The organism is Amycolatopsis sp. NPDC005961 (assembly GCF_040629235.1).
GTDB lineage: Bacteria > Actinomycetota > Actinomycetes > Mycobacteriales > Pseudonocardiaceae > Amycolatopsis > Amycolatopsis camponoti.
The window spans coordinates 57878-76446 of record NZ_JBEXVF010000023.1 but is presented as its reverse complement, the minus strand read 5'-3'; the positions used below and the strand labels follow the sequence as shown (position 1 = coordinate 76446).

General features: G+C 72.5%; 14 protein-coding genes. 8 read left to right on the top strand and 6 right to left on the bottom strand.

Annotation, left to right across the window (positions count from 1 at the left end):
• Positions 1-14 precede the first annotated feature (14 nt).
• The 5 genes from ABZ342_RS21985 to hemE form a co-directional block, all read right to left on the bottom strand.
• Entirely contained in the window at positions 15-1037 is a 1023-nt protein-coding gene (locus tag ABZ342_RS21985) for a hypothetical protein (RefSeq protein WP_360475890.1), read from the bottom strand.
• 514 nt (positions 1038-1551) lie between these two features.
• Complete coding sequence (locus ABZ342_RS21980; RefSeq protein WP_360476026.1) at positions 1552-2889, bottom strand: CoA transferase; 1338 nt, start codon at positions 2887-2889, stop codon at positions 1552-1554.
• A gap of 32 nt (positions 2890-2921) precedes the next feature.
• Positions 2922-3614 carry a hydrogen peroxide-dependent heme synthase gene (gene hemQ / locus ABZ342_RS21975; RefSeq protein WP_155544358.1) on the bottom strand — a complete coding sequence of 231 codons (693 nt, stop codon included), beginning with the start codon at positions 3612-3614 and terminating at the stop codon, positions 2922-2924.
• Between the two features lie 57 nt (positions 3615-3671).
• A complete protein-coding gene (gene hemG / locus ABZ342_RS21970) occupies positions 3672-5072 on the bottom strand; it encodes a protoporphyrinogen oxidase (RefSeq protein WP_360475888.1) in 1401 nt (466 codons plus the stop codon).
• Positions 5069-6139 carry a uroporphyrinogen decarboxylase gene (hemE, locus tag ABZ342_RS21965; protein ID WP_155542313.1) on the bottom strand — a complete coding sequence of 357 codons (1071 nt, stop codon included), beginning with the start codon at positions 6137-6139 and terminating at the stop codon, positions 5069-5071. The genes hemG and hemE overlap by 4 nt, the downstream gene beginning before the upstream one ends.
• A gap of 88 nt (positions 6140-6227) precedes the next feature.
• On the opposite strand from hemE, the gene ABZ342_RS21960 reads away from it, so the two are divergent.
• From ABZ342_RS21960 to ABZ342_RS21950, 3 genes are all read left to right on the top strand, one after another.
• Entirely contained in the window at positions 6228-6791 is a 564-nt protein-coding gene (locus ABZ342_RS21960; RefSeq protein WP_196425265.1) for a DUF3000 domain-containing protein, read from the top strand.
• A 782-nt stretch (positions 6792-7573) separates the two neighbouring features.
• Complete coding sequence (locus ABZ342_RS21955) at positions 7574-8290, top strand: response regulator transcription factor (RefSeq protein WP_033261886.1); 717 nt, start codon at positions 7574-7576, stop codon at positions 8288-8290.
• A 68-nt stretch (positions 8291-8358) separates the two neighbouring features.
• Positions 8359-9603: a ribonuclease D gene (locus ABZ342_RS21950; RefSeq protein ID WP_360475884.1), complete on the top strand. Its 1245-nt coding sequence runs from the start codon at positions 8359-8361 to the stop codon at positions 9601-9603.
• A gap of 60 nt (positions 9604-9663) precedes the next feature.
• Here the strand turns inward: ABZ342_RS21950 and ABZ342_RS21945 are convergent, their stop codons facing one another.
• Entirely contained in the window at positions 9664-10329 is a 666-nt protein-coding gene (locus ABZ342_RS21945; protein ID WP_360475881.1) for a helix-turn-helix domain-containing protein, read from the bottom strand.
• A 181-nt stretch (positions 10330-10510) separates the two neighbouring features.
• On the opposite strand from ABZ342_RS21945, the gene ABZ342_RS21940 reads away from it, so the two are divergent.
• The 5 genes from ABZ342_RS21940 to ABZ342_RS21920 are packed head-to-tail and all read left to right on the top strand — an operon-like array spanning position 10511 to position 18562.
• Positions 10511-11974: an amino acid permease gene (locus tag ABZ342_RS21940; protein ID WP_360475879.1), complete on the top strand. Its 1464-nt coding sequence runs from the start codon at positions 10511-10513 to the stop codon at positions 11972-11974.
• A gap of 12 nt (positions 11975-11986) precedes the next feature.
• A complete protein-coding gene (locus ABZ342_RS21935) occupies positions 11987-12820 on the top strand; it encodes an urea amidolyase associated protein UAAP1 (protein ID WP_360475876.1) in 834 nt (277 codons plus the stop codon).
• Positions 12817-13452 (top strand): urea amidolyase associated protein UAAP2, encoded by a 636-nt coding sequence (locus ABZ342_RS21930; protein WP_360475873.1) that lies wholly within the window; start codon positions 12817-12819, stop codon positions 13450-13452. The genes ABZ342_RS21935 and ABZ342_RS21930 overlap by 4 nt, the downstream gene beginning before the upstream one ends.
• The gene (uca, locus tag ABZ342_RS21925) at positions 13449-16976 is read left to right on the top strand and encodes an urea carboxylase (protein WP_360475870.1); all 3528 of its coding nucleotides are present in this window, start codon (positions 13449-13451) and stop codon (positions 16974-16976) included. Before ABZ342_RS21930 ends, uca begins: the two co-directional genes overlap by 4 nt.
• Positions 16973-18562: an allophanate hydrolase gene (locus ABZ342_RS21920; protein WP_360475867.1), complete on the top strand. Its 1590-nt coding sequence runs from the start codon at positions 16973-16975 to the stop codon at positions 18560-18562. The genes uca and ABZ342_RS21920 overlap by 4 nt, the downstream gene beginning before the upstream one ends.
• The last annotated feature ends 7 nt before the right edge of the window (positions 18563-18569 follow it).

Here is an 18569-nt window from a genome sequence, read left to right as displayed (position 1 = left end):
CCGCGGCGCGCGAATCAGCCCAGCCAGCTGCGCAGCCTGACTCCGGGGGATGGGGTGAAGCCCGGCACTCGGGCCGGTGCGCCTCCGGAAGCCGGCACGAGGAAGAGAGCTGTGGAGCTATCGCGATCCGCGGTGAAGGCGACGGTGCCGCCGTCAGGTGACACCGCGGCGCTGCTGGGAACAAAATCGCTTTCGGGGGTCAAGGCACGCACTGCGCCGCTGCTACGGCTCACCGAATAGAGGCGGTCGTCCGGCGAACGGACTATCGCCGAACCGTCCCGCGCAACGCCGAGCACCGGACCGGCCGGCACGTCCTTTCCGAACGTGCTGCGGCTGGACTTCGAGATCGTCACGGTGATCCGGCCGTCCTCTTCACAAACCTGGCCACGAGTAACGGTGTCCAGCACGCAGGCCGGGCCGACGTAGCCGTCTCCCCCGATCCCCGTGAGATCGGGATAGCCCGGAACCGGTTCGCCGGACGCGGCCCAGACCAAGGTGGTGTTGTCGACGGCGACCGCGAGCTGATCGCCGATGAACAGCACCCCGGTGTAGAGGCGGCGCTTGGCGTAACTTCCCTGGGCCGGAGTGACGGGGTGGAACTCGCCGTCGAAGGTGATGTAGCCGGCGTCGTAGGACATCGCCGTGGCTTTGTAGGGGACTGGCTCACCGAGGGAGGCGATCTTGGTGTAGGAGGGGTCGAGGGACGCTTTGTCGAGATCCGTGATCGGCCGGCCGGAACCGGGATATTCCCGGGCTGCCAATAGTTTGCCTTCAGGAGCGACGAATTGGAGCAGTGAGTGGTTGGCCAGAACGAGTGCGGGGCCGCTCGGAAGATCACCACCGGCGGATGTCGTCGGCGTGGCTTCGGTGACTTCGGCCGAAATAGCCGGTGCAGGCGGGACAGTGCTGCCCGAATCCGCGGATTGGCCGGAGCAGGCAGCCGTCGCGGCGATGACGATGCAGCCGAGCAATCCCGGCGCGTAACGGCGCCGATGAGCGGCGGATACTTGCTTGCGCAGCACGAACGGTGAATTCAACTGCCCTCCTCGACGATGCCATGCGGCGCCCGCGCCGGTTACGACTGGTATGGGCCGGTGCGTCATGGAGCCAAGTCGGAGGGCTGTGCGGCCGCGTTACGCAATTTCGGCGACGGTGCCCGATGAGGCGAGTGTTCGGCCGGGTGCCGACTCGGCCGTTCGAGCCGACACCCGGCAGCCTCTCCCTCGTCATCAACTACGCCGGGCGGCTCGTCGCCATCGAATACGGCCGCCTCGTCATCGATGGGCAAAGCGTTGCCCTACGCGGGTGCGCCGAAAGTTACCAATTCGCTGCCCGCTTCGGTGCTCTCTGGCGACCCGTGCGCGGACGCGTCCACCCCGGACCAAATCGCGCAGGCTCTCGGACAAGCAACACAGCTCACCCCGGGCACCAACCCGACCGGTCCCACCTGCACGTGGGACAACCTCGACACATCCGCGCATATTGGCGCGGGGTTGGGGCACCGAGAGCCATGCGAGGCTTGGTTTCCCGGCTCCGGCGGCGGTAGCCGCGTCAGGGCGTCCAAGTCGGTTTGTCGACTCCGGGCAGCCGCGTCCCGAAGTCCCAGTGCGGCTCCGCTCCCGGCAATCCGCCGGCCATCCGGACGCGCGTCAGCCGGCCGTAGCCGCTGTCCGTCTCCTCCAGCAAGTCGGTGAAGTCCGCAGCGACCGCCGCGGGTTCCTTGCGCCCCAATGAATCCAGCCATCGGCCCGTTCCCGCCAGCGACAGCCGGACCCGCCACGTGCCGCCGTCGGTTACCTGGCGGCGCAACGCCGTCATCACCGCCGCCGCCGCGAGCCAGCCCGTTCCGTGGTCCAGCGCCTGGACCGGGAGCGGCGAAGGGTCGGGACCGAAAGCCATTCCGTTCGACATCTGGACCAGGCTGTCGAACCCGCGCCGCCGCGCCCACGGGCCTTCCCAGCCGTACGCGCTCAGGTCCGCGATCACCAAGCCCGGCCGCAACTCCGCCAGCTCCGAGGGTCCGAAGCCGATGCGGGAAAGCGCCCCCGGGCGGAACGACTGCACCAGTACGTCCGCGCGGCTGATCAGCTTCTTCAGCCGGGCGCGGCCGCCCTCGGTGTCCAGGGCCACGAACGCCGATCGCTTGCCCTGCCCCGTATCCCGCACCAACGTCTCGACGCGCGGCAAGTGCGCCGCGCCGATGTGCAGGACGTCGGCGCCGTGCGCCGCCAGCACCCGGCCGGCCACCGGGCCCGCGAGCACGTGTGTCAGCTCCAGGATCCGGATGCCGCCCAGGGGACGGTCCGAATAGAACAACGTCCGCTTCGGCGCCTCGCCGATCGGCGCCAGGTCCACCAACGGCAACGACGCCACGGCCGACCCCTGCGGGTGCGCGGCCCAGTCCTCGGGCGAGCGCAGCTGGGCCGCCGCTCCCCCGGCCGACACGACGGCGTGCTCGACCTCGCGCGCACCGCGTCCGGCGACGGCCTTGGTCACCGCCTCGCGGCTGCCCGGGACGCCGAGGCCCCAGCACACCGCCGCCTCGTGGCGCGGGTAGTTGCAGTGCAGGCGGACCCAGCCGTCGGCCGTGCGGTAGTTGCCCGACAACGGCGCCCACACCGGCTCCGGCGATGCCCCCTCGACGCGCGAAAGCCCTTCGCTCGCGAACGCCGCCGCCGCGTGGCGCGTGTCCGCCGTGACGACGCCGGGCTCGATTTCGCGCAGCTTCAGCATTTCTCCGGCCGCCAGTGTCGCGGCGGCGACGGACGCGGTAGCGGCGGCCGCCACCCGGTACGGGCCGGGCAGCACGTCTTCGGCGCCGGTCAGCTCGACCGGTCCCGGCGCTTCCCCGGTGAGGGTGCGCCAGACGCCCTCCACGATCTCCGGCACAGTGGCGTCGGGCACTGCAGTGTCGTCGGGCACTAGGGCAGGGCCGCGACGAGCTCGGCGGGCGGCACGCGCGTGCCGGTGTAGAACGGGATCTCCTCGCGCACGTGCAGCCGCGCCTCGGTGCCGCGCAGGTGGCGCATCAGGTCGACGATCCGGTGCAGCTCGTCGGCTTCGAAGGCCAGGATCCACTCGTAGTCGCCCAGCGCGAACGACGCGACGGTGTTGGCACGCACGTCCGGGTAGTCGCGGGCTTCCTTGCCGTGGTCGGCGAGCATCTTGCGGCGGTCGGCGTCCGGCAGCAGGTACCACTCGTAGGAGCGGACGAACGGGTAGACGCAGATGAACTTGCGGGCCTCTTCGCCGGCGAGGAACGCCGGGATGTGGCTCTTGTTGAACTCCGCGGGCCGGTGCAGCGCGGTCTGGCTCCAGACCGGCGTCGACGCGCGGCCGAGCGGGGTGCGGCGGAAGCCCGAGTAGGCCGCCTGGACCTGCTCGATCTCCTCGGCGTGCCACCAGATCATGTAGTCGGCGTCGGCGCGCAGGCCGGAGAGGTCGTAGACACCGCGGACGACGACACCCTTCGCCTCCAGGCCGTCGAGGTACTCGGTCGTCTCGCGACCGGCCGTCCCGCGGTCCTCGCCCAGCCGGCCCGGCTCGATCCGGAAGACCGACCAGGTGGTGTAGCGGATGGTGTCGTTGAGCTCGTTGTAGTTGACCCGCGCCATGGTTCCCATCCTGTCACCGCGACGACGCGGGCGCTGCCACGGGTCAGGTGAGAGCACTCACGAAGAGAGGTGGGCCGCGATCCGCTGCGCCGCCGCCTCGGCCGTCGCCACGCACGCCGGGAGGCCCACGCCGTGCAGGGTCGCCCCCGCCACCGCGAGCCCCGGCACCTGCGCGATCGCCTTCTCGATCCGCTCCACGCGCTCGAGGTGGCCCGTGCCGTACTGCGGCAGCCCGCCGCCCCAGCGCGTCACCAGCGTCTCGACCGGCGACGCCCGCACGCCCGTCAGCCGCGCGAGGTCGTCGCGGACCACGCGGACCAGCTCGACGTCGTCGGCCTGCAACGCGCCCAGGTCGCCGAACCGCCCGACCGAGCCGCGGACCAGCACCGGGCCGGTGCCGAAGTGCGACCACTTGCGCGAAGAGAACGTGAACGCCTTCGCCGCGTACGGCTTGCCCGAGGAGTCGCTTTCGCCTGCGCCGATCAGGATCCCCGACGCGTCGGGCAGGCGCGTGCCGGGCGGCAGCGCGAGCGCCACCACGGCCATCGAGGCCAGCTCGACCTCGCCGAACGCCGCCGAAGCCGCGGGCACCAGCTCGGCCAGCAGCCGCCGGGCCGAGGGCGCGGGCACCGCGAGCACGACCGCGTCGGCCTCGACCGTGTTGTCCGCCGGCGCGTGCGCCGTGGGGTTCGCGCCGATCCGCAGCCGCCAGCCGGTGCCGTGCCGCTCGATGTCGCAGACCGGCAGCCCGGTCCGCAGCTCGGCGCCGGACAGCTCGGTGAGCCGGTCGACCAGCGTGCCCAGGCCGCCGGGAACCGTCCCGAACACCGGCGCCGTACTCGGCGAAGCGGGCAGCTGCGCCTTCGCCGCGGCGGTCAGCGAACCGGCTCCCGCGGCCACCGCCGCGGCCAGGCCGGGCATGGTCGCGCGCAGGCCGAGACCGTCCGCGCCGCCCGCGTAGACGCCGCCGAGCAGCGGGTCGACGAGCCGGTCGACCAGCTCGTCGCCGAACCGCTCGCGCAGCAGCGGCCCGAGCGGCAGGTCACCGCTCGGCAGCCGCAGCTCGGGCAGCGACGGCTCGGCCTCGACGGCCCGCCGCCCGGCCTCGGACAGCACTCCGGCCACCGACTCCGCCGACGCCGGGACGCCCATGACGGTGCCCGGCGGCAGGCCGGTGACGGTGCCGCCCGCGTGGATCTTCGCGCGTGCCTTCGTCGGGTGGACGACGTCGAGGCCGACCTCGCGGGCCAGCTCGAGCATCTCGGGACGGCGGACGAGGAAGGCCTCCGCGCCGACGTCGTAGGGGACGCCGGCCAGCTCGGCCGTACGCAGCTTCCCGCCCGGCGTCTTCGTCTTCTCGAACACGACGATCTCGGCGCCGTCGCCGAGCAGCCGCCGCAGCCGGTACGCCGCGGTCAGCCCCGAAACGCCCCCGCCGACGACGGCGACGCGCTTCACAGCTCGTGCACCAGCCCGACCACGCGGGTCAGCACGTCGGGGTCGACGCCCGGCAGCACGCCGTGGCCGAGGTTGAAGATGTGGCCGTCGGCCGCCCGTCCTTCTTCGACGATCCGGCGGACCTCGGCTTCGAGGACCGGCCAGGACGCGTGCAGCAGCGCCGGGTCGAGGTTGCCCTGCACGACGGCGCTGCCGCCGAGGCGCCGGACCGCTTCGTCGAGCGGGATCCGCCAGTCGACGCCGACGACGTCCGCGCCCGCTTCGCGCATGGCGACGAGGAGCTCGCCGGTACCGACGCCGAAGTGGATCCGCGGCACGCCGTACGCGGCGACGCCGTCGAGGACCTTCGCCGAGTGGGGCAGCACGAACTCGCGGTAGTCCCGCTCCGACAGCGCGCCCGCCCAGGAGTCGAACAGCTGGATCGCGTCGACGCCGGCGTCGAGCTGCGCGCGCAGGAACGTCAGCGCGATGTCGGCCAGGCGGCCGGCCAGCTCGTGCCAGACCTCCGGCGACGAGTGCATCAGGGCCTTGGTGTGCTCGTGGTTGCGGCTCGGGCCGCCCTCGATGAGGTAGCTGGCCAGCGTGAACGGCGCACCGGCGAAGCCGATCAGCGGCGTCCCGCCGAGCCGCTCGACCAGCAGCCGGACGCCGTCGGCGACCTTCGCGACCTGGTCCGGCGCCAGCTCCGGCAGCGCCTTCACGGCGGCGAGGTCGCGCACCGGCGCCGCGACCACCGGGCCGGTGCCGGGGACGATGTCGATGTCGACCCCGGCGGCCTTCAGCGGCACGACGATGTCGCTGAAGAGGATGGCCGCGTCGACCGCGTGCCGGCGGACCGGCTGCAGCGTGATCTCGGCGAGCATCTCGGGGTCGAAACAGGCGTCGAGCATCGGCACGCCCTCGCGCAGGGCGCGGTACTCGGGCAGCGAGCGGCCGGCCTGGCGCATGAACCAGACGGGCGTGCGCGCCGGGCGTTCGCCGCGCGCGGCGGCCAGGAACGGGGCTTCGGGCAGCTCGCGGCGGCCGGACGGGGCGGCTCGCTGCGGCAGGGGCGTGGTCGGAGACATCGCCGTCAATCGTGCCACGAGCTGGGGACGGTGCTTCCATCGGCGCGCCTGCGCCCGCAACGGGGCGTGCCCGCCCTACAGTCGAAGCGTGACCGCGATGACGCCAGTGCCCGAACTCTTCCGTGAAGCAGTTGTGGCGCTGCAGTCCGTCCGGCCCCGCCGGGAGGTGCTGCTGGAGCCGATGCGGGCCCCGCAGCGGCTCGCGCCGTGGTCGTACGCGGTCAGCTGCGAGGTCGCCGGGCCGGCGGACGTGCTGGCCTCGGGCCGGTTGGTCCTGCTGCACGACCCCGAGGGCCAAGAGGGCTGGGACGGCGTCCTCCGCCTGGTCATGTACGTGCGTGCGGAGCTGGACCGCGAGCTGGCGACCGACCCGTTCCTGCCAGCGGTCGGCTGGTCGTGGCTGACCGACGCCCTCGAGGTGTCGGGCGCGAGCTGGACGGCGCTGGGCGGCACGGTGACGGAGACGTCGTCGGCCCGCTTCGGCGACATCTCCGGGCCGGCGCGCACGGACGACCTGGAGCTGCGGGCGTCGTGGACGCCGACGGACGCCGGGCTGTTGCCGCACGGGCAGGCGTTCTGCCAGGTCATGGCCAGTGTCGTGGGCCTGCCGCCGGTCGGCGTGACGCTCTTCGGGCAGCGCCAGAGCTCCTGACCGGAGGCCACTGCCTCCCTTAGGTGAGGGGCGCCGCCGCGCGGCCGTCCGGGCGATCATCGGCAACGGATCGGCCACGGCCGCGCTCTCCCGGCCGTCCGCGCCCCGGCCCCTTGTATGGATGTGAGCAAATTTCACGTCCGCTGAACGCAGTCCAAACCAACGGGAACCCCCGATCGGCCCCCTCGGCGCACCACCGGCAGACGGAACGGCCCGGACGGCGGCTGCCACCCGGCGGACCGCCCCGACGTTCCTGAGGCCGTTTCACGTCTTCGCCGGTGCCCCCGTTCGTGACGCGGCGTGGTCACTCACCGCAACAAGATCAACTTGGGCCCGGCGGCCCGGAGACGGTCGGCGAGAGCCACGGACAGTCACCGTTCCCGGCTTCCAGGCGCCTCAAGGAAGCCGATCCGCGAAGTTGATCATGCCCCGGCCGGAGGCACATTCCGGCCCTCCGGGGCCCCATCCGGCCCCTCGTCACTACGCGCACCGGCAGCTGCACACCTCATCTGCACGGCCATTTGGGCGCCGGTAACTTCTTAGCATCGTGTTCGCTGGGCTATCCGTTAGCAACCGGCCGTGTACTAGCCCGATCGTGTTACTCCGAACCCACTGAGTGACTGTTCGTTTGAGATAGATACCCATTCGATCCCCCCGCGAAGGGCTCAGGGCGGCTACAGTGCCTTCGACGACACCACTTTCGGTCTAAAGCTGGCGCGGCTGAACGGCCGAAGGTCCCGGTGCCGGTCGGGGGGCACGACCGACTCCAGGGAGGTAGTGACGTGGCTACCGTCGGCATTTCTCAGGCCGTCCGATCCACGCCAGCCGGTGCATTGCCGGCGAGCATGGTTCCGCACCCGCGGGAAGAGCTTTTTTCCGTGTTGGTGGTCGATGACCACCCGCTGTTGAGGGAGGCAATCGCAGCAAGACTCGCACAGATGGGTGCGGGTACCGTTCACGAAGCCGCCACGGTGGCCGAAGCGAGGGCGCGAGCACAGGCCACTGGGCCTTGTGACCTGGCGATCCTCGATCTCGGACTGCCGGACGGCAGCGGCATCGAGCTGGTTACGGAACTCCGTAGCCACGGCTGGCCGCGCGTGGTCGTACTCGCATCCTCGGACGACCCGTACGCGGTCCGCTCGGCCTTCCAGGCCGGGGCCCAGGCGTACCTGCTGAAGTCCGCGTCACCGGTCGTCGTGACCGATGGCGTGCGGCGTGTGCTCGAGGGCGGCGTCTACGCCGACCCGAGCGTGGCTCCGGTGCTGGCCACCGGGACCCGCGTCGCGGGCACCGACAACACCCCGCGCGAGCTGTCCGCTCGTGAGGTGGAGGTGCTCCAGCTGGTCGCCGACGGACAGTCCAACAAGGAGATCGGCGAGGAGCTTTCGCTCTCCGCTCTCACCGTCAAGTCCCACCTGTCCCGGATCGGGCGCAAGCTCGGCACGGGCGACCGGGCTCAGATGGTTGCGCTGGCCATGCGAGCCGGCGTCATCCGCTGACGCAGACGAACCTCCCTGCGGGGCGGGCGGACCAGGCGCGGTACGCCCGTCCCGTAGGGTCGTCGGTTATGGGAAGTGCAGAGGCCTCCGGGATGGAAATCGAGTCCACGGGCGGCCCTGTGCTGCTACGCGAACCCGCCGAGGGCACGCCCCCGGTGGTCACGGACCAGTCCGCGCTGGCTGAGGCCTGCGCGCGGCTGGCCGCGGGCACGGGTGCCGTCGCCGTCGACACCGAACGCGCGTCCGGCTACCGGTACTGGCCCAAGGCCTACCTCGTCCAGCTGCGGCGCGAGGGTTCCGGCACGGTCCTGATCGACCCGACCGAGCTGGACGACCTCACCCCGCTGAAGAACGTCTTGAATTCCCTGGAGTGGGTGCTGCACGCCGCCTCCCAGGACCTCCCCTGTCTCGCCGAGCTGGACCTGCACCCGGCGGCGCTGTTCGACACCGAGCTGGCCGGCCGGCTGGCGGGCTACGAGCGCGTCGCGCTGGGGACGCTGGTCGAGCTGCTGCTGGGCTACACCCTCGAGAAGGGGCACAGCGCGGCCGACTGGTCCAAGCGGCCGCTGCCGGTCGACTGGCTCAACTACGCGGCCCTCGACGTCGAGCTGCTCATCCAGCTGCGCGAAAAGCTGGAGGCGGAGCTGGGCGCCCAGGGCAAGCTGGAGTGGGCGCGGCAGGAGTTCGAGAACGTCCGCACCGCCCCGCCGCCCGCACCGCGGGCCGAGCCGTGGCGCCGGACGTCCGGCGTCCACAAGATCCGCAACCCGCGCGGCTTGGCGGCGGTCCGCGAGCTGTGGCAGGCCCGCGACGAGCTGGCCCGCAAACGCGACCGCGCGCCGAGCCGGATCCTGCCGGACAGCGCGATCATCAACGCGGTGACGGCCGACCCGAAGACGGTCGAGGACCTCCAGGCGCTGCCGGTGTTCAGCGGCCGCGTCCAGCGCAAGTACACGGCGAACTGGCTCCGCCACCTCCAGGCGGCTCGTGCGCTCCCGGCCTCCGAGCTGCCGTCGCCGTCCCAGCCGACGGACGGCCCGCCCCCGGTGAACCGCTGGGCGGACAAGGACCCGGACGCGGCGGCCCGGCTGTCGGCGGTGCGAGCGGCACTGACGGCGATCGCGGAGGACCGGCGGCTGCCGGTGGAGAACCTGCTGCTGCCGGACCTGGTGCGCCGCACGTGCTGGCGTCCCCCGGCCTCGACGGACGAGGACACGGTGGCGGAGGTGCTGCGAGCGGGCGGAGCGCGGCCGTGGCAGATCGAGCTGACGGCGACGGCGTTGAGCAAGGCCCTGCAGACGACGGCTTCCTGACCCGTCGTGAGTGAGAAACCGGGTTTCTCACTCACGACCGGCTGCGGCAGACCAGCGTCGCTAGCCCGCGAGCGTCGCCAAGAGGGCATGCGCCTCGGTGCGCAGCTCCTCCGTCGGCTCCGGCAGCCCCGCCAGCCGGACCACGCCGTCCGCGCCTTCGCGGACGTGGGCCTCGACGTCCAGCTCCGGGTCGTCCCTGCGGATCACCGCGATGCTCTCCACCAACCCGAACACCAGGTCGGTCCGGATCGGCACGGCCGAAGGCGCGACGCCGCACGCCGCCACCAGCTGCCCGTACGCCGCCTTCAGGTCCGCGCGCTCCGCTCGGAAGCGGGCCAGGTTCGGTGAAGCGACCTCCGGCAGCAGGTACAGCGCGCCCAGGTTGTGGTGGGCGCCGCCGAGCAGGCCGATGTCCGCGTACGCCAGGGCCCACAGCCGGACCGCCGCCGGGGCCGAGCCCGCGACCAGCCGGGCCGCCACGTCGAGCGACGGCCGGACCGTCTCGGCCAGCAGCGCCGCGAGGATGTCCTCCTTGGCCGGGAAGTGGTAGTAGAGCGACGCCTGGCGCAGGCCCGCGCGTTCGGCGATCGCCCGCGTCGTCGTCGCCGCGTAGCCGGCTCCGGTGAACAGCTCGCCGGCCGCGTCGAGCACGGCTTGACGCGCGTCCGGCCGGTTCGCCGCCGCGCCGCTCGCCCGGGGCCTGCCGACCCCCACCCCTTTGACCACGGCGGTGATCTTGCCAGGTTCGCCGCCCGGACACCCGCACCGAGGCGTGGTTACACCCACATGTCGGCGTTGACGCGTGGTCGAGGCGGTCGTTAACAAGCTTCTAACGCACCGGAGATCGGAAAACGCTTCCGTGGCCCCTAATTTCTGTCATGCGATCGAAACCAAGTCAGGAGCGTGCATGGCCGACGAACTCGCCGCCTTCGGTTACCGTCAAGAGCTTCGCCGGTCTTTGGGCGGGTTTTCCGCCTTCGCCGCCGGCTTTTCGTTCGTCTCGATCCTCACGACCGTCTTCCAGCTCTTCGGCTTCGGCTACACCTTCGGCGGTCCGCTCTTCTTCTGGACGTGGCCGGTGGTGCTCGCCGGCCAAGTCCTCGTGGCCGTGACCTTCGCCGAGCTCGCCGCGCGCTACCCGCTCGCCGGATCCGTGTACCAGTGGGCGAAACAGCTCGCCCGCGGCTTCCTCGGCTGGCTCGCCGGCTGGATGATGCTGCTCGGCTGCGTCGTCGCGCTCGCGGCCGCGGCGATCGCGCTGCAGATCGTGCTCCCGTCGGTGTGGGACGGTTTCCAGCTCGTCGGCGGCGACCCCGCGGTGACGTCGCCGTCGGGCGCGGCCAACGCCGTCCTGCTCGGCACCCTCCTGCTCCTCTTCACCACCACGGTCAACGCCGGCGGCGTGCGGCTGATCGCGCGGATCAACGACGTCGGGGTCGCGGCCGAGCTGCTCGGCGTCGTCGTCCTCATCACCGGCCTGGCCCTGTTCGCGGTCCGCGGGCCGCAGGTCGTGCTGCACGACGCTCCGGGCACGAGCGCCGGAATCGGCGGAGTGCTCGCTTCGGCGCTCATGGCGGCTTACGTCCTCTATGGCTTCGACACCGCCGCGTCGGTCGCCGAAGAGACGAAGAACGCGCGAAGGGCCGCTCCGCGCGCGGTGCTGCGAGCGGTGCTCGTGTCCGGGATCGGCGGGCTGGCCGTGGTGCTCACCGCGCTGATGGCCGCGCCGAGCCTCACCGACGGGCAGCTCGCCGGCCACGGCCTGCCGTACGTGATCACCGCCGTCTTCGGCGACACCCTCGGCCGGATCTTCCTCGCCGACGTCGCGATCGCCGTCGTCGTCTGCACCCTGACCATCCAAACGGGCACCGTCCGGCTGATCTACGCGATGGCCCGCGACGGCGCGCTCCCCGCCTCCGCCCGACTTTCGTCGGTGAGTTCGCGCACGGGGACGCCGGTCGCGCCGGCCCTCGTGTCCGGTGCGCTCGCGATCGGGTTGCTGTTGCTCAACCTCGGCAACCCGACGCTGTTCAGCACGATCACCGGGACGTCGGTGGTGGTCGTCTACCTGGCGTACCTGCTGGTCACCGGGCCCCTGCTGGTGAAGCGGCTGCGCGGGCGATTCCCCGCCGAGCCCGGGCTGTTCTCCCTCGGCCGCTGGGGCGTCCCGGTGAACGGAGCGGCCGTTCTCTACGGCATCGCCATGATCGTGAACATCGCCTGGCCGCGCCCGGAGATCTACGACGTGACCGGTTCGGGCGCCCCCTGGATGCTCTTGTTCCCGATAGAGTTCGTCGGCGGCGCACTGGTGATCGGCCGGCTCTGCTGGCTGCGGCTGCGTCCCGCCCCCGCCCTCGAACCCGCGCTCTGAGAGAGGACGTCCATGAGCACCACCGCCACCCCCTACGGCGCCCGCGACCACGCCCGCGCCCAGGCCGGCACCGTGGTCGAAACGATGCCGTCGATCCCGGCGAGCACGTGGCCGGCACCGCCCCCCGAGGTCGCGCCCGAGGCGCTGACCTGGGCCGAAACGGTGGCCGGTGGCGGGTACACGCACAAGGTGCTGGCGCGGGGCACCCGGCTGCGGCTGACCGACGTCGACGGCGACGCGTGCGCGCACCTGCTGCTGTTCAACGCCGACGCGCCGTGGGAGCGGCTGAACGTCGCGGACACGGTGAAGGTGCAGTGGAACGCCTACCTCGGCCCGAAGGTCGCCCTGCTCTCGGACCAGGGCCGGGTGCTCGCGACGATCGTCGCGGACTCCAGCGAGCGGCACGACGCACTGTGCGGAACGTCCACTGTGGATGGCAACACCGAGCGCTACGGCGACGGCGCCCCGCAGGGCCCCTCCCCCGCCGGGTTGCCGCTGTTCACCTTGGGCGCGGCCAAGAACGGCCTCGGGCCGCGGGACCTGCCGCCGAGCCTGTCGTTCTTCCAGGGGGTGCGCGTCCGGCCGGAAGGCGACCTGGACTTCACCGGGTCCGCGGGCGCGGGGAAATCCGTCGAGCTGCGGATCGAAATCCCGTCGGTCGTGCTCATCGCGAACGTGGCACACCCGGTCGACCCGCGGCCGGACTACACCGTGACGAACCTCGAAGTGCTCGCCTGGCGCGACCGGCCGTCCACTCCGGACAGTCCGGAGTGGACGCACTCGCCGGAGGCGCGGCGGGCCTTCGAGAACACCGCCGACTACCTGACCGCCCGGGGGATCGCATGAGCACGGCCTACCGCTCCACGCTGGAGCTGACCTTCGACGTCGCCGCGCGCGCCCCGTTCTCGACCGTGCTGAAGCGCGGCAGCGAGCTGGCGATCATCGACCTCGGCGGCAACCAGGCCGTCGACTTCCTCTGCTACGACGCGAACGACACGGCGAAGCGCTACAGCGCGGCGGCGACGATCGCCGCCCAGCGCAACATCTTCCTCACCACGGGCAGCGTCCTGCGCACCCAGGAAGGCGCCCCGCTGCTGACCGTCGTCGCCGACACGTGCGGGCGTCACGACACGCTCGGCGGCGCGTGCAGCAAGGAGTCCAACAGCCTCCGCTACGGCCAGCACACCCGCTTCCAGCACGCCTGCGTCGAGAACTTCCTCAGCGAAGGCGCGAAGTGGGGACTCGGCAAGCGCGACCTGGTCAGCAACGTCAACTGGTACATGAACGTGCCGGTCGAAGAGGACGGCACCCTCGGCATCGTCGACGGGATCTCCGCGCCCGGCCTCGAAGTCCGGCTGCGCGCGGAGACCGACGTCCTCGTGCTCGTGTCGAACTGCCCGCAGATCAACAACCCCTGCAACGGGTTCGACCCGACGCCGGTGCGCCTGGTCGTGACGTCCTCCGGAGGCGGCGAGTGAGGCTGCTCGTCGCCAACCGCGGCGAGATCGCGGTCCGGATCCTGCGCACCGCCCGGGAGCTCGGCCTCGAGACCGTCGCGGTGTACTCCGACGCCGACCGCCTCGCCCCGCACGTGCGGCTCGCCGACCGGGCGGTGCGGCTCGGGCCGGCGCCCGCCGCGGAAAGCTACCTGCGGGCCGGCGCGATCGTCGAGGCCGCGCTCGAAACCAGCTGCGACGCCGTCCACCCCGGCTACGGGTTCCTGTCCGAGGACGCCGCGTTCGCACGGGCCTGCGAGGACGCCGGGCTCGCGTTCGCCGGGCCGTCGCCCGGGCACCTGGAGGTGTTCGGCAGCAAGCACACCGCCCGGGAGGCGGCGATCGCCGCGGGCGTCCCGCTGCTCGCCGGCACCGGTCTGCTGTCCGATGCGGACGAAGCGGTGGCCCGCGCCGCGGAGATCGGCTACCCGGTGATGCTCAAGGCGACCGGGGGCGGCGGCGGGATCGGGATGCGCGCGTGCGCCACGCCCGGGGAGCTGCGGGAGGCATGGGACTCCGTGCGGAGCATCGCGGCCAAGAGCTTCGCGAACTCCGGCGTGTTCCTGGAACGGCTGGTGCGCCGCGCCCGGCACGTCGAGGTCCAGGTCTTCGGCGACGGCTTCGGCGAAGTCCTGGCGCTGGGCACCCGCGACTGCTCCCTGCAGCGGCGCAACCAGAAGGTCGTCGAGGAGTGCCCGGCGCCGGACCTGCCGACCGCCGTCCGGAAGCAGCTCGTCGACTCGGCCGTCGCACTGTGCTCGTCGGTGCGGTACCGCTCGGCGGGCACGGTCGAGTACGTCTACGACCCCGAACGCGAAGAGGCAGCCTTCCTCGAAGTGAACACGCGCCTGCAGGTCGAGCACCCGGTCACCGAGGCGGTATACGGCGTCGACCTGGTCGCCTGGATGCTGCGGCTCGCCCAAGGCGACCGCGCGATGTTCCGCGCGGTGCCGATCGCGCGCGGGCACGCCGTCGAAGCACGGGTGTACGCCGAAGACCCGAGCGCCGGGCACCGGCCGAGCGCGGGACTCGTCACGCGGGTCACGCTGCCCGAAGACGTCCGCGTCGACACCTGGGTCGAGCCGGGCACGACCGTCACCACCCACTACGACCCGTTGCTGGCCAAGGTGATCTGCACCGGCACCGACCGCGACGACGCACTCGCGCACCTGCGGGAAGCGCTCGCCGTGACCCGGGTCGACGGCGTGCGCACCAACCTCGGGCAGCTGCGGGCGGCGGCCGCCGACGCGGCGTTCGGCGCGGCCGCCCACGACACGTCCACCTTGGACGGCATCGAGGACGGCGAACCCCGCATCGACGTCGTGCGCGGCGGGACGATGACGACCGTGCAGGACTGGCCGGGCCGCACCGGCTTCTGGCACGTCGGGGTCCCGCCGAGCGGGCCGATGGACGACCGTTCGCTCCGGCTGGGCAACCTCGCGCTCGGCAACCCGGAAGGCGCGCCCGGCCTGGAGTGCACTGTGGACGGCGTGACCCTGCGGTTCTCCCACCCCACCGAGGTGTGCGTCACCGGCGCACCCACCACCGCCCTGGCCGACGGGGTCGAAGTTCCCTTGTGGACACCGGTCGAGGTGCCCGCCGGGGCCACGCTCGACGTCCGGGCGTGCACCGCCGGGCTGCGCAGCTACGTGCTCGTCCGCGGCGGCGTCGACGTCCCGGCGTTCCTCGGCAGCGCGGCGACGTTCACCCTGGGCCGGTTCGGCGGGCACGGTGGTCGTGCCCTGGCCGCGGGCGACGTCCTGCACTGCGGCCCGGCTCCCGCGGACCCCGTCGTGGGCCCGGTCGCCGACCGCCCGGAGTTCACCGCACACTGGACGATCGGGGCACTCGAAGGACCGCACGCGGCGCCGGAGTTCTTCACCCCCGGCGACGTCGACACGTTCTACGCCACGGAGTGGCAGGTGCACTTCAATTCCGCCCGCACCGGCGTCCGGCTCGTCGGGCCGCGGCCGGAGTGGGCGCGCGCCGACGGTGGCGAAGCGGGCCTGCACCCGTCGAACATCCATGACACGCCGTACGCGATCGGCGCCGTCGACTACACCGGCGACCTGCCGATCCTGCTCGGCCCGGACGGGCCCAGCCTCGGCGGCTTCGTCTGCCCGGCGACGGTCGCCACCGGCGAGCGCTGGAAGCTCGGGCAGCTGCGCCCGGGCGACACCGTGCGGTTCGTGCCGATCGACGCCGACCACGCGGCGGTGCTGCGGCAGCGGCCGGCCACCGCGGTGACGCCGACCCGGCAGGCCCGCCAGGACGGCGGGGTCCTCGGGCGACTGTCCTCTTCGGACGACGAGCCGTCGGTCACCTACCGGCGCAGCGGAGACGACAACCTGCTCGTCGAGTACGGCGAGATGACGCTCGACCTGGCGCTGCGGATGCGGGTGCACGCGCTCGGGGAACGGCTCGCCGCCGAGGGCGTGCCCGGGATCGTCGACCTGACGCCGGGCATCCGGTCGCTGCAGGTGCACGTCGACCCGGACGCCCTGCCGGTCGAAAAGGCGCTCGGGCTGGTGCGGGAGCTGGAACGGGACCTGCCGCCGACCGCCGAGCTGGAGGTGCCGAGCCGCCGCGTGCGCCTGCCGCTGTCGTGGGACGACCCGGCGACGCGCGAGGCGATCGAGCGGTACATGACCGGCGTGCGCGACGACGCGCCCTGGTGCCCGTGGAACATCGAGTTCATCCGGCGGGTGAACGGACTGTCCGATGTGGACGAGGTCTACCGGACGGTCTTCGACGCGGAGTACCTGGTGCTCGGCCTCGGCGACGTCTACCTGGGCGCGCCGGTCGCGACACCGCTGGACCCGCGCCACCGCCTGGTGACGACGAAGTACAACCCGGCGCGGACGTGGACCGCGGAGAACTCCGTCGGCATCGGCGGCGCCTACCTGTGCATCTACGGCATGGAAGGGCCGGGCGGCTACCAGTTCGTCGGCCGGACCGTGCAGGTCTGGAACAGCTGGCACGGCGGCGAGCGGCCGTGGAACCTGCGGTTCTTCGACCGCATCTCCTGGTACCCCGTGTCCGCGGACGAGCTCCTGGAGCTGCGGGCGCAGAGCTCGTCCGGGCAGCTGGAGCTCGACACCACCGACGGCACCTTCAAGCTGGCCGAGTACCAGAAGTTCCTGGCCGACAACGCGGACGGCATCGCCGGGTTCCGGGCGACGCAGGCGGCGGCGTTCGAGGCGGAACGGCGGGCGTGGGCCGCGGCGGGCGAGTTCGACCCGAAGCCGGAACCGGTGACGCTGCCGCCGAAGCGCGTCGAGGCACCGCCGGGCGGGCACGTCGTCGAGGCGCCGTTCGCGGCGACGGTGTGGCGGGTGGACGTCGCGGCGGGCGAGCGCGTCGAGGACGCGCAGTCGCTGGTGACGCTGGAAGCGATGAAGACGGAGGCGCGGATCCCCGCGCCGGCCGGCGGTGAGGTGGTCGAAGTGCTCGTGTCCCCCGGCGACCAGGTCGCCCCCGGCACGCCGCTGGTGGTGCTGGGATGAGTCTCGTGGAACGAGTTCGCGCGGCGTACCGGCGCATCGAGCAGGTCGACCGGCCGGAGATCTGGATCGACCTGCGGCCGGAAGCCGAGGTGCTGGCCGAGGCCGCCGCGCTGGAGGAACGCGGGTTGCCGCTGTACGGCAAGCTCGTCGCGGTCAAGGGCAACATCGACGTCGCGGGGCTGCCGACGACCGCGGGCTGCCCGGCCTACGCGTACCGGCCGGCGGCCGACGCGCCGGTCGTCGCGCGGCTGCGGGCCGCCGGGGCGCTGGTGCTCGGCACGACCAACCTCGACCAGTTCGCGACCGGTCTGGTCGGGACGCGCAGCCCGTACGGCGCGGTGCGCAACGCCGTCGACCCGGCGTACGTCTCGGGCGGGTCGAGTTCCGGCTCGGCGGTGGCCGTCGCGCTCGGGATCGTGGATCTGGCGCTCGGTACCGATACCGCGGGGTCGGGGCGGGTGCCGGCGGCGTTCAACGGGATCGTCGGGCTCAAGCCGACGCCCGGGCTGCTGCCGACCGAGGGCATCGTGCCCGCCTGCGCGAGCATCGACTGCGTGTCGCTGTTCGCACGGACGGTCGAGGAGGCGGCGTTCGCCCTGACCTGCCTGGCCGAACCCGCGCAGGTCCACACGGGACGGTTCCGGCTGGGCATCCCGGACCGGCTGGGACCGCTGGAAGCGGGCTGGGCGGAGGCGTTCGAAGCCACCGTCGCGGAGTACGCCGCGGCGGGCGCCGACGTGACCACTGTAGACATATCGGCTTTCCTGGAAGCGGCGAACCTGTTGTACGGCGGCGCGTTCGTCGCCGAGCGGTACACCGCCGTCGGCGAGTTCCTGGAGGCGCACCCGGACGCCGTCGACCCGGTGGTGCACGGCATCATCACCGGCGCCCGCGACATCCCGGCGCACCGGCTGTTCGCCGACCAGCGGACGCTCGCCGGGCTGCGCACCGAAGCCCTCGCAGTGCTGGCCGGCGTCGACGCGATCCTGACACCGACGACGACCGAGCACCCCACGATCGCCGCGGTGGCCGCCGATCCGGTCGCGGTCAACGCGCGGCTGGGCCGGTTCACCAACTCCACCAACCTGTTCGGGCTCTCGGCGCTGGCGGTTCCGGCGGGCACGGTGGCCGGGCGCCCGTTCGGCGTGATGCTGGCCGGCGCCCCGCACGACGACCTGAAGCTGGCCGCGCTCGCCGGGCTGCGCGGCGAGCGGGTGCCGATCGCGGTGGTCGGCGCGCACCTGCGCGGACAGCCGCTGAACCACGAGCTGACGTCCCGCGGCGGGCGGTTCGTTTCCGAGGTTTCGACGTCGGCGTCCTACCGGCTGTTCGCGTTGGACACGGTGCCGCCCAAACCCGGGCTGGTGCGCGTCGCGTCCGGCGGCGTCGCGATCGCGGCGGAGGTGTGGGACCTGCCGGTGAAGGGGTTCGGCGAGTTCGTCTCGCGGATCCCGGCACCGCTGGCGATCGGCAAGGTGGAGCTGGCCGACGGCTCGCGCGTGTCCGGCTTCCTCTGCGAACCGGCGGCGACCGAGGAGGCGGAGGACATCTCGGAGAAGGGTGGCTGGCTGGCGTACCTGGGATAATTCGGGT

Bases quoted from the DNA above. Each gene is read 5' to 3' on its own strand.
- hemQ (WP_155544358.1), bottom strand. From the start codon at position 3,614: ATGGCGCGGGTCAACTACAACGAGCTCAACGACACCATCCGCTACACC.
- hemE (WP_155542313.1), bottom strand. From the start codon at position 6,139: ATGTCTCCGACCACGCCCCTGCCGCAGCGAGCCGCCCCGTCCGGCCGC.
- ABZ342_RS21950 (WP_360475884.1), top strand. From the start codon at position 8,359: ATGGGAAGTGCAGAGGCCTCCGGGATGGAAATCGAGTCCACGGGCGGC.
- ABZ342_RS21940 (WP_360475879.1), top strand. From the start codon at position 10,511: ATGGCCGACGAACTCGCCGCCTTCGGTTACCGTCAAGAGCTTCGCCGG.
- ABZ342_RS21935 (WP_360475876.1), top strand. From the start codon at position 11,987: ATGAGCACCACCGCCACCCCCTACGGCGCCCGCGACCACGCCCGCGCC.
- ABZ342_RS21930 (WP_360475873.1), top strand. From the start codon at position 12,817: ATGAGCACGGCCTACCGCTCCACGCTGGAGCTGACCTTCGACGTCGCC.
- ABZ342_RS21920 (WP_360475867.1), top strand. From the start codon at position 16,973: ATGAGTCTCGTGGAACGAGTTCGCGCGGCGTACCGGCGCATCGAGCAG.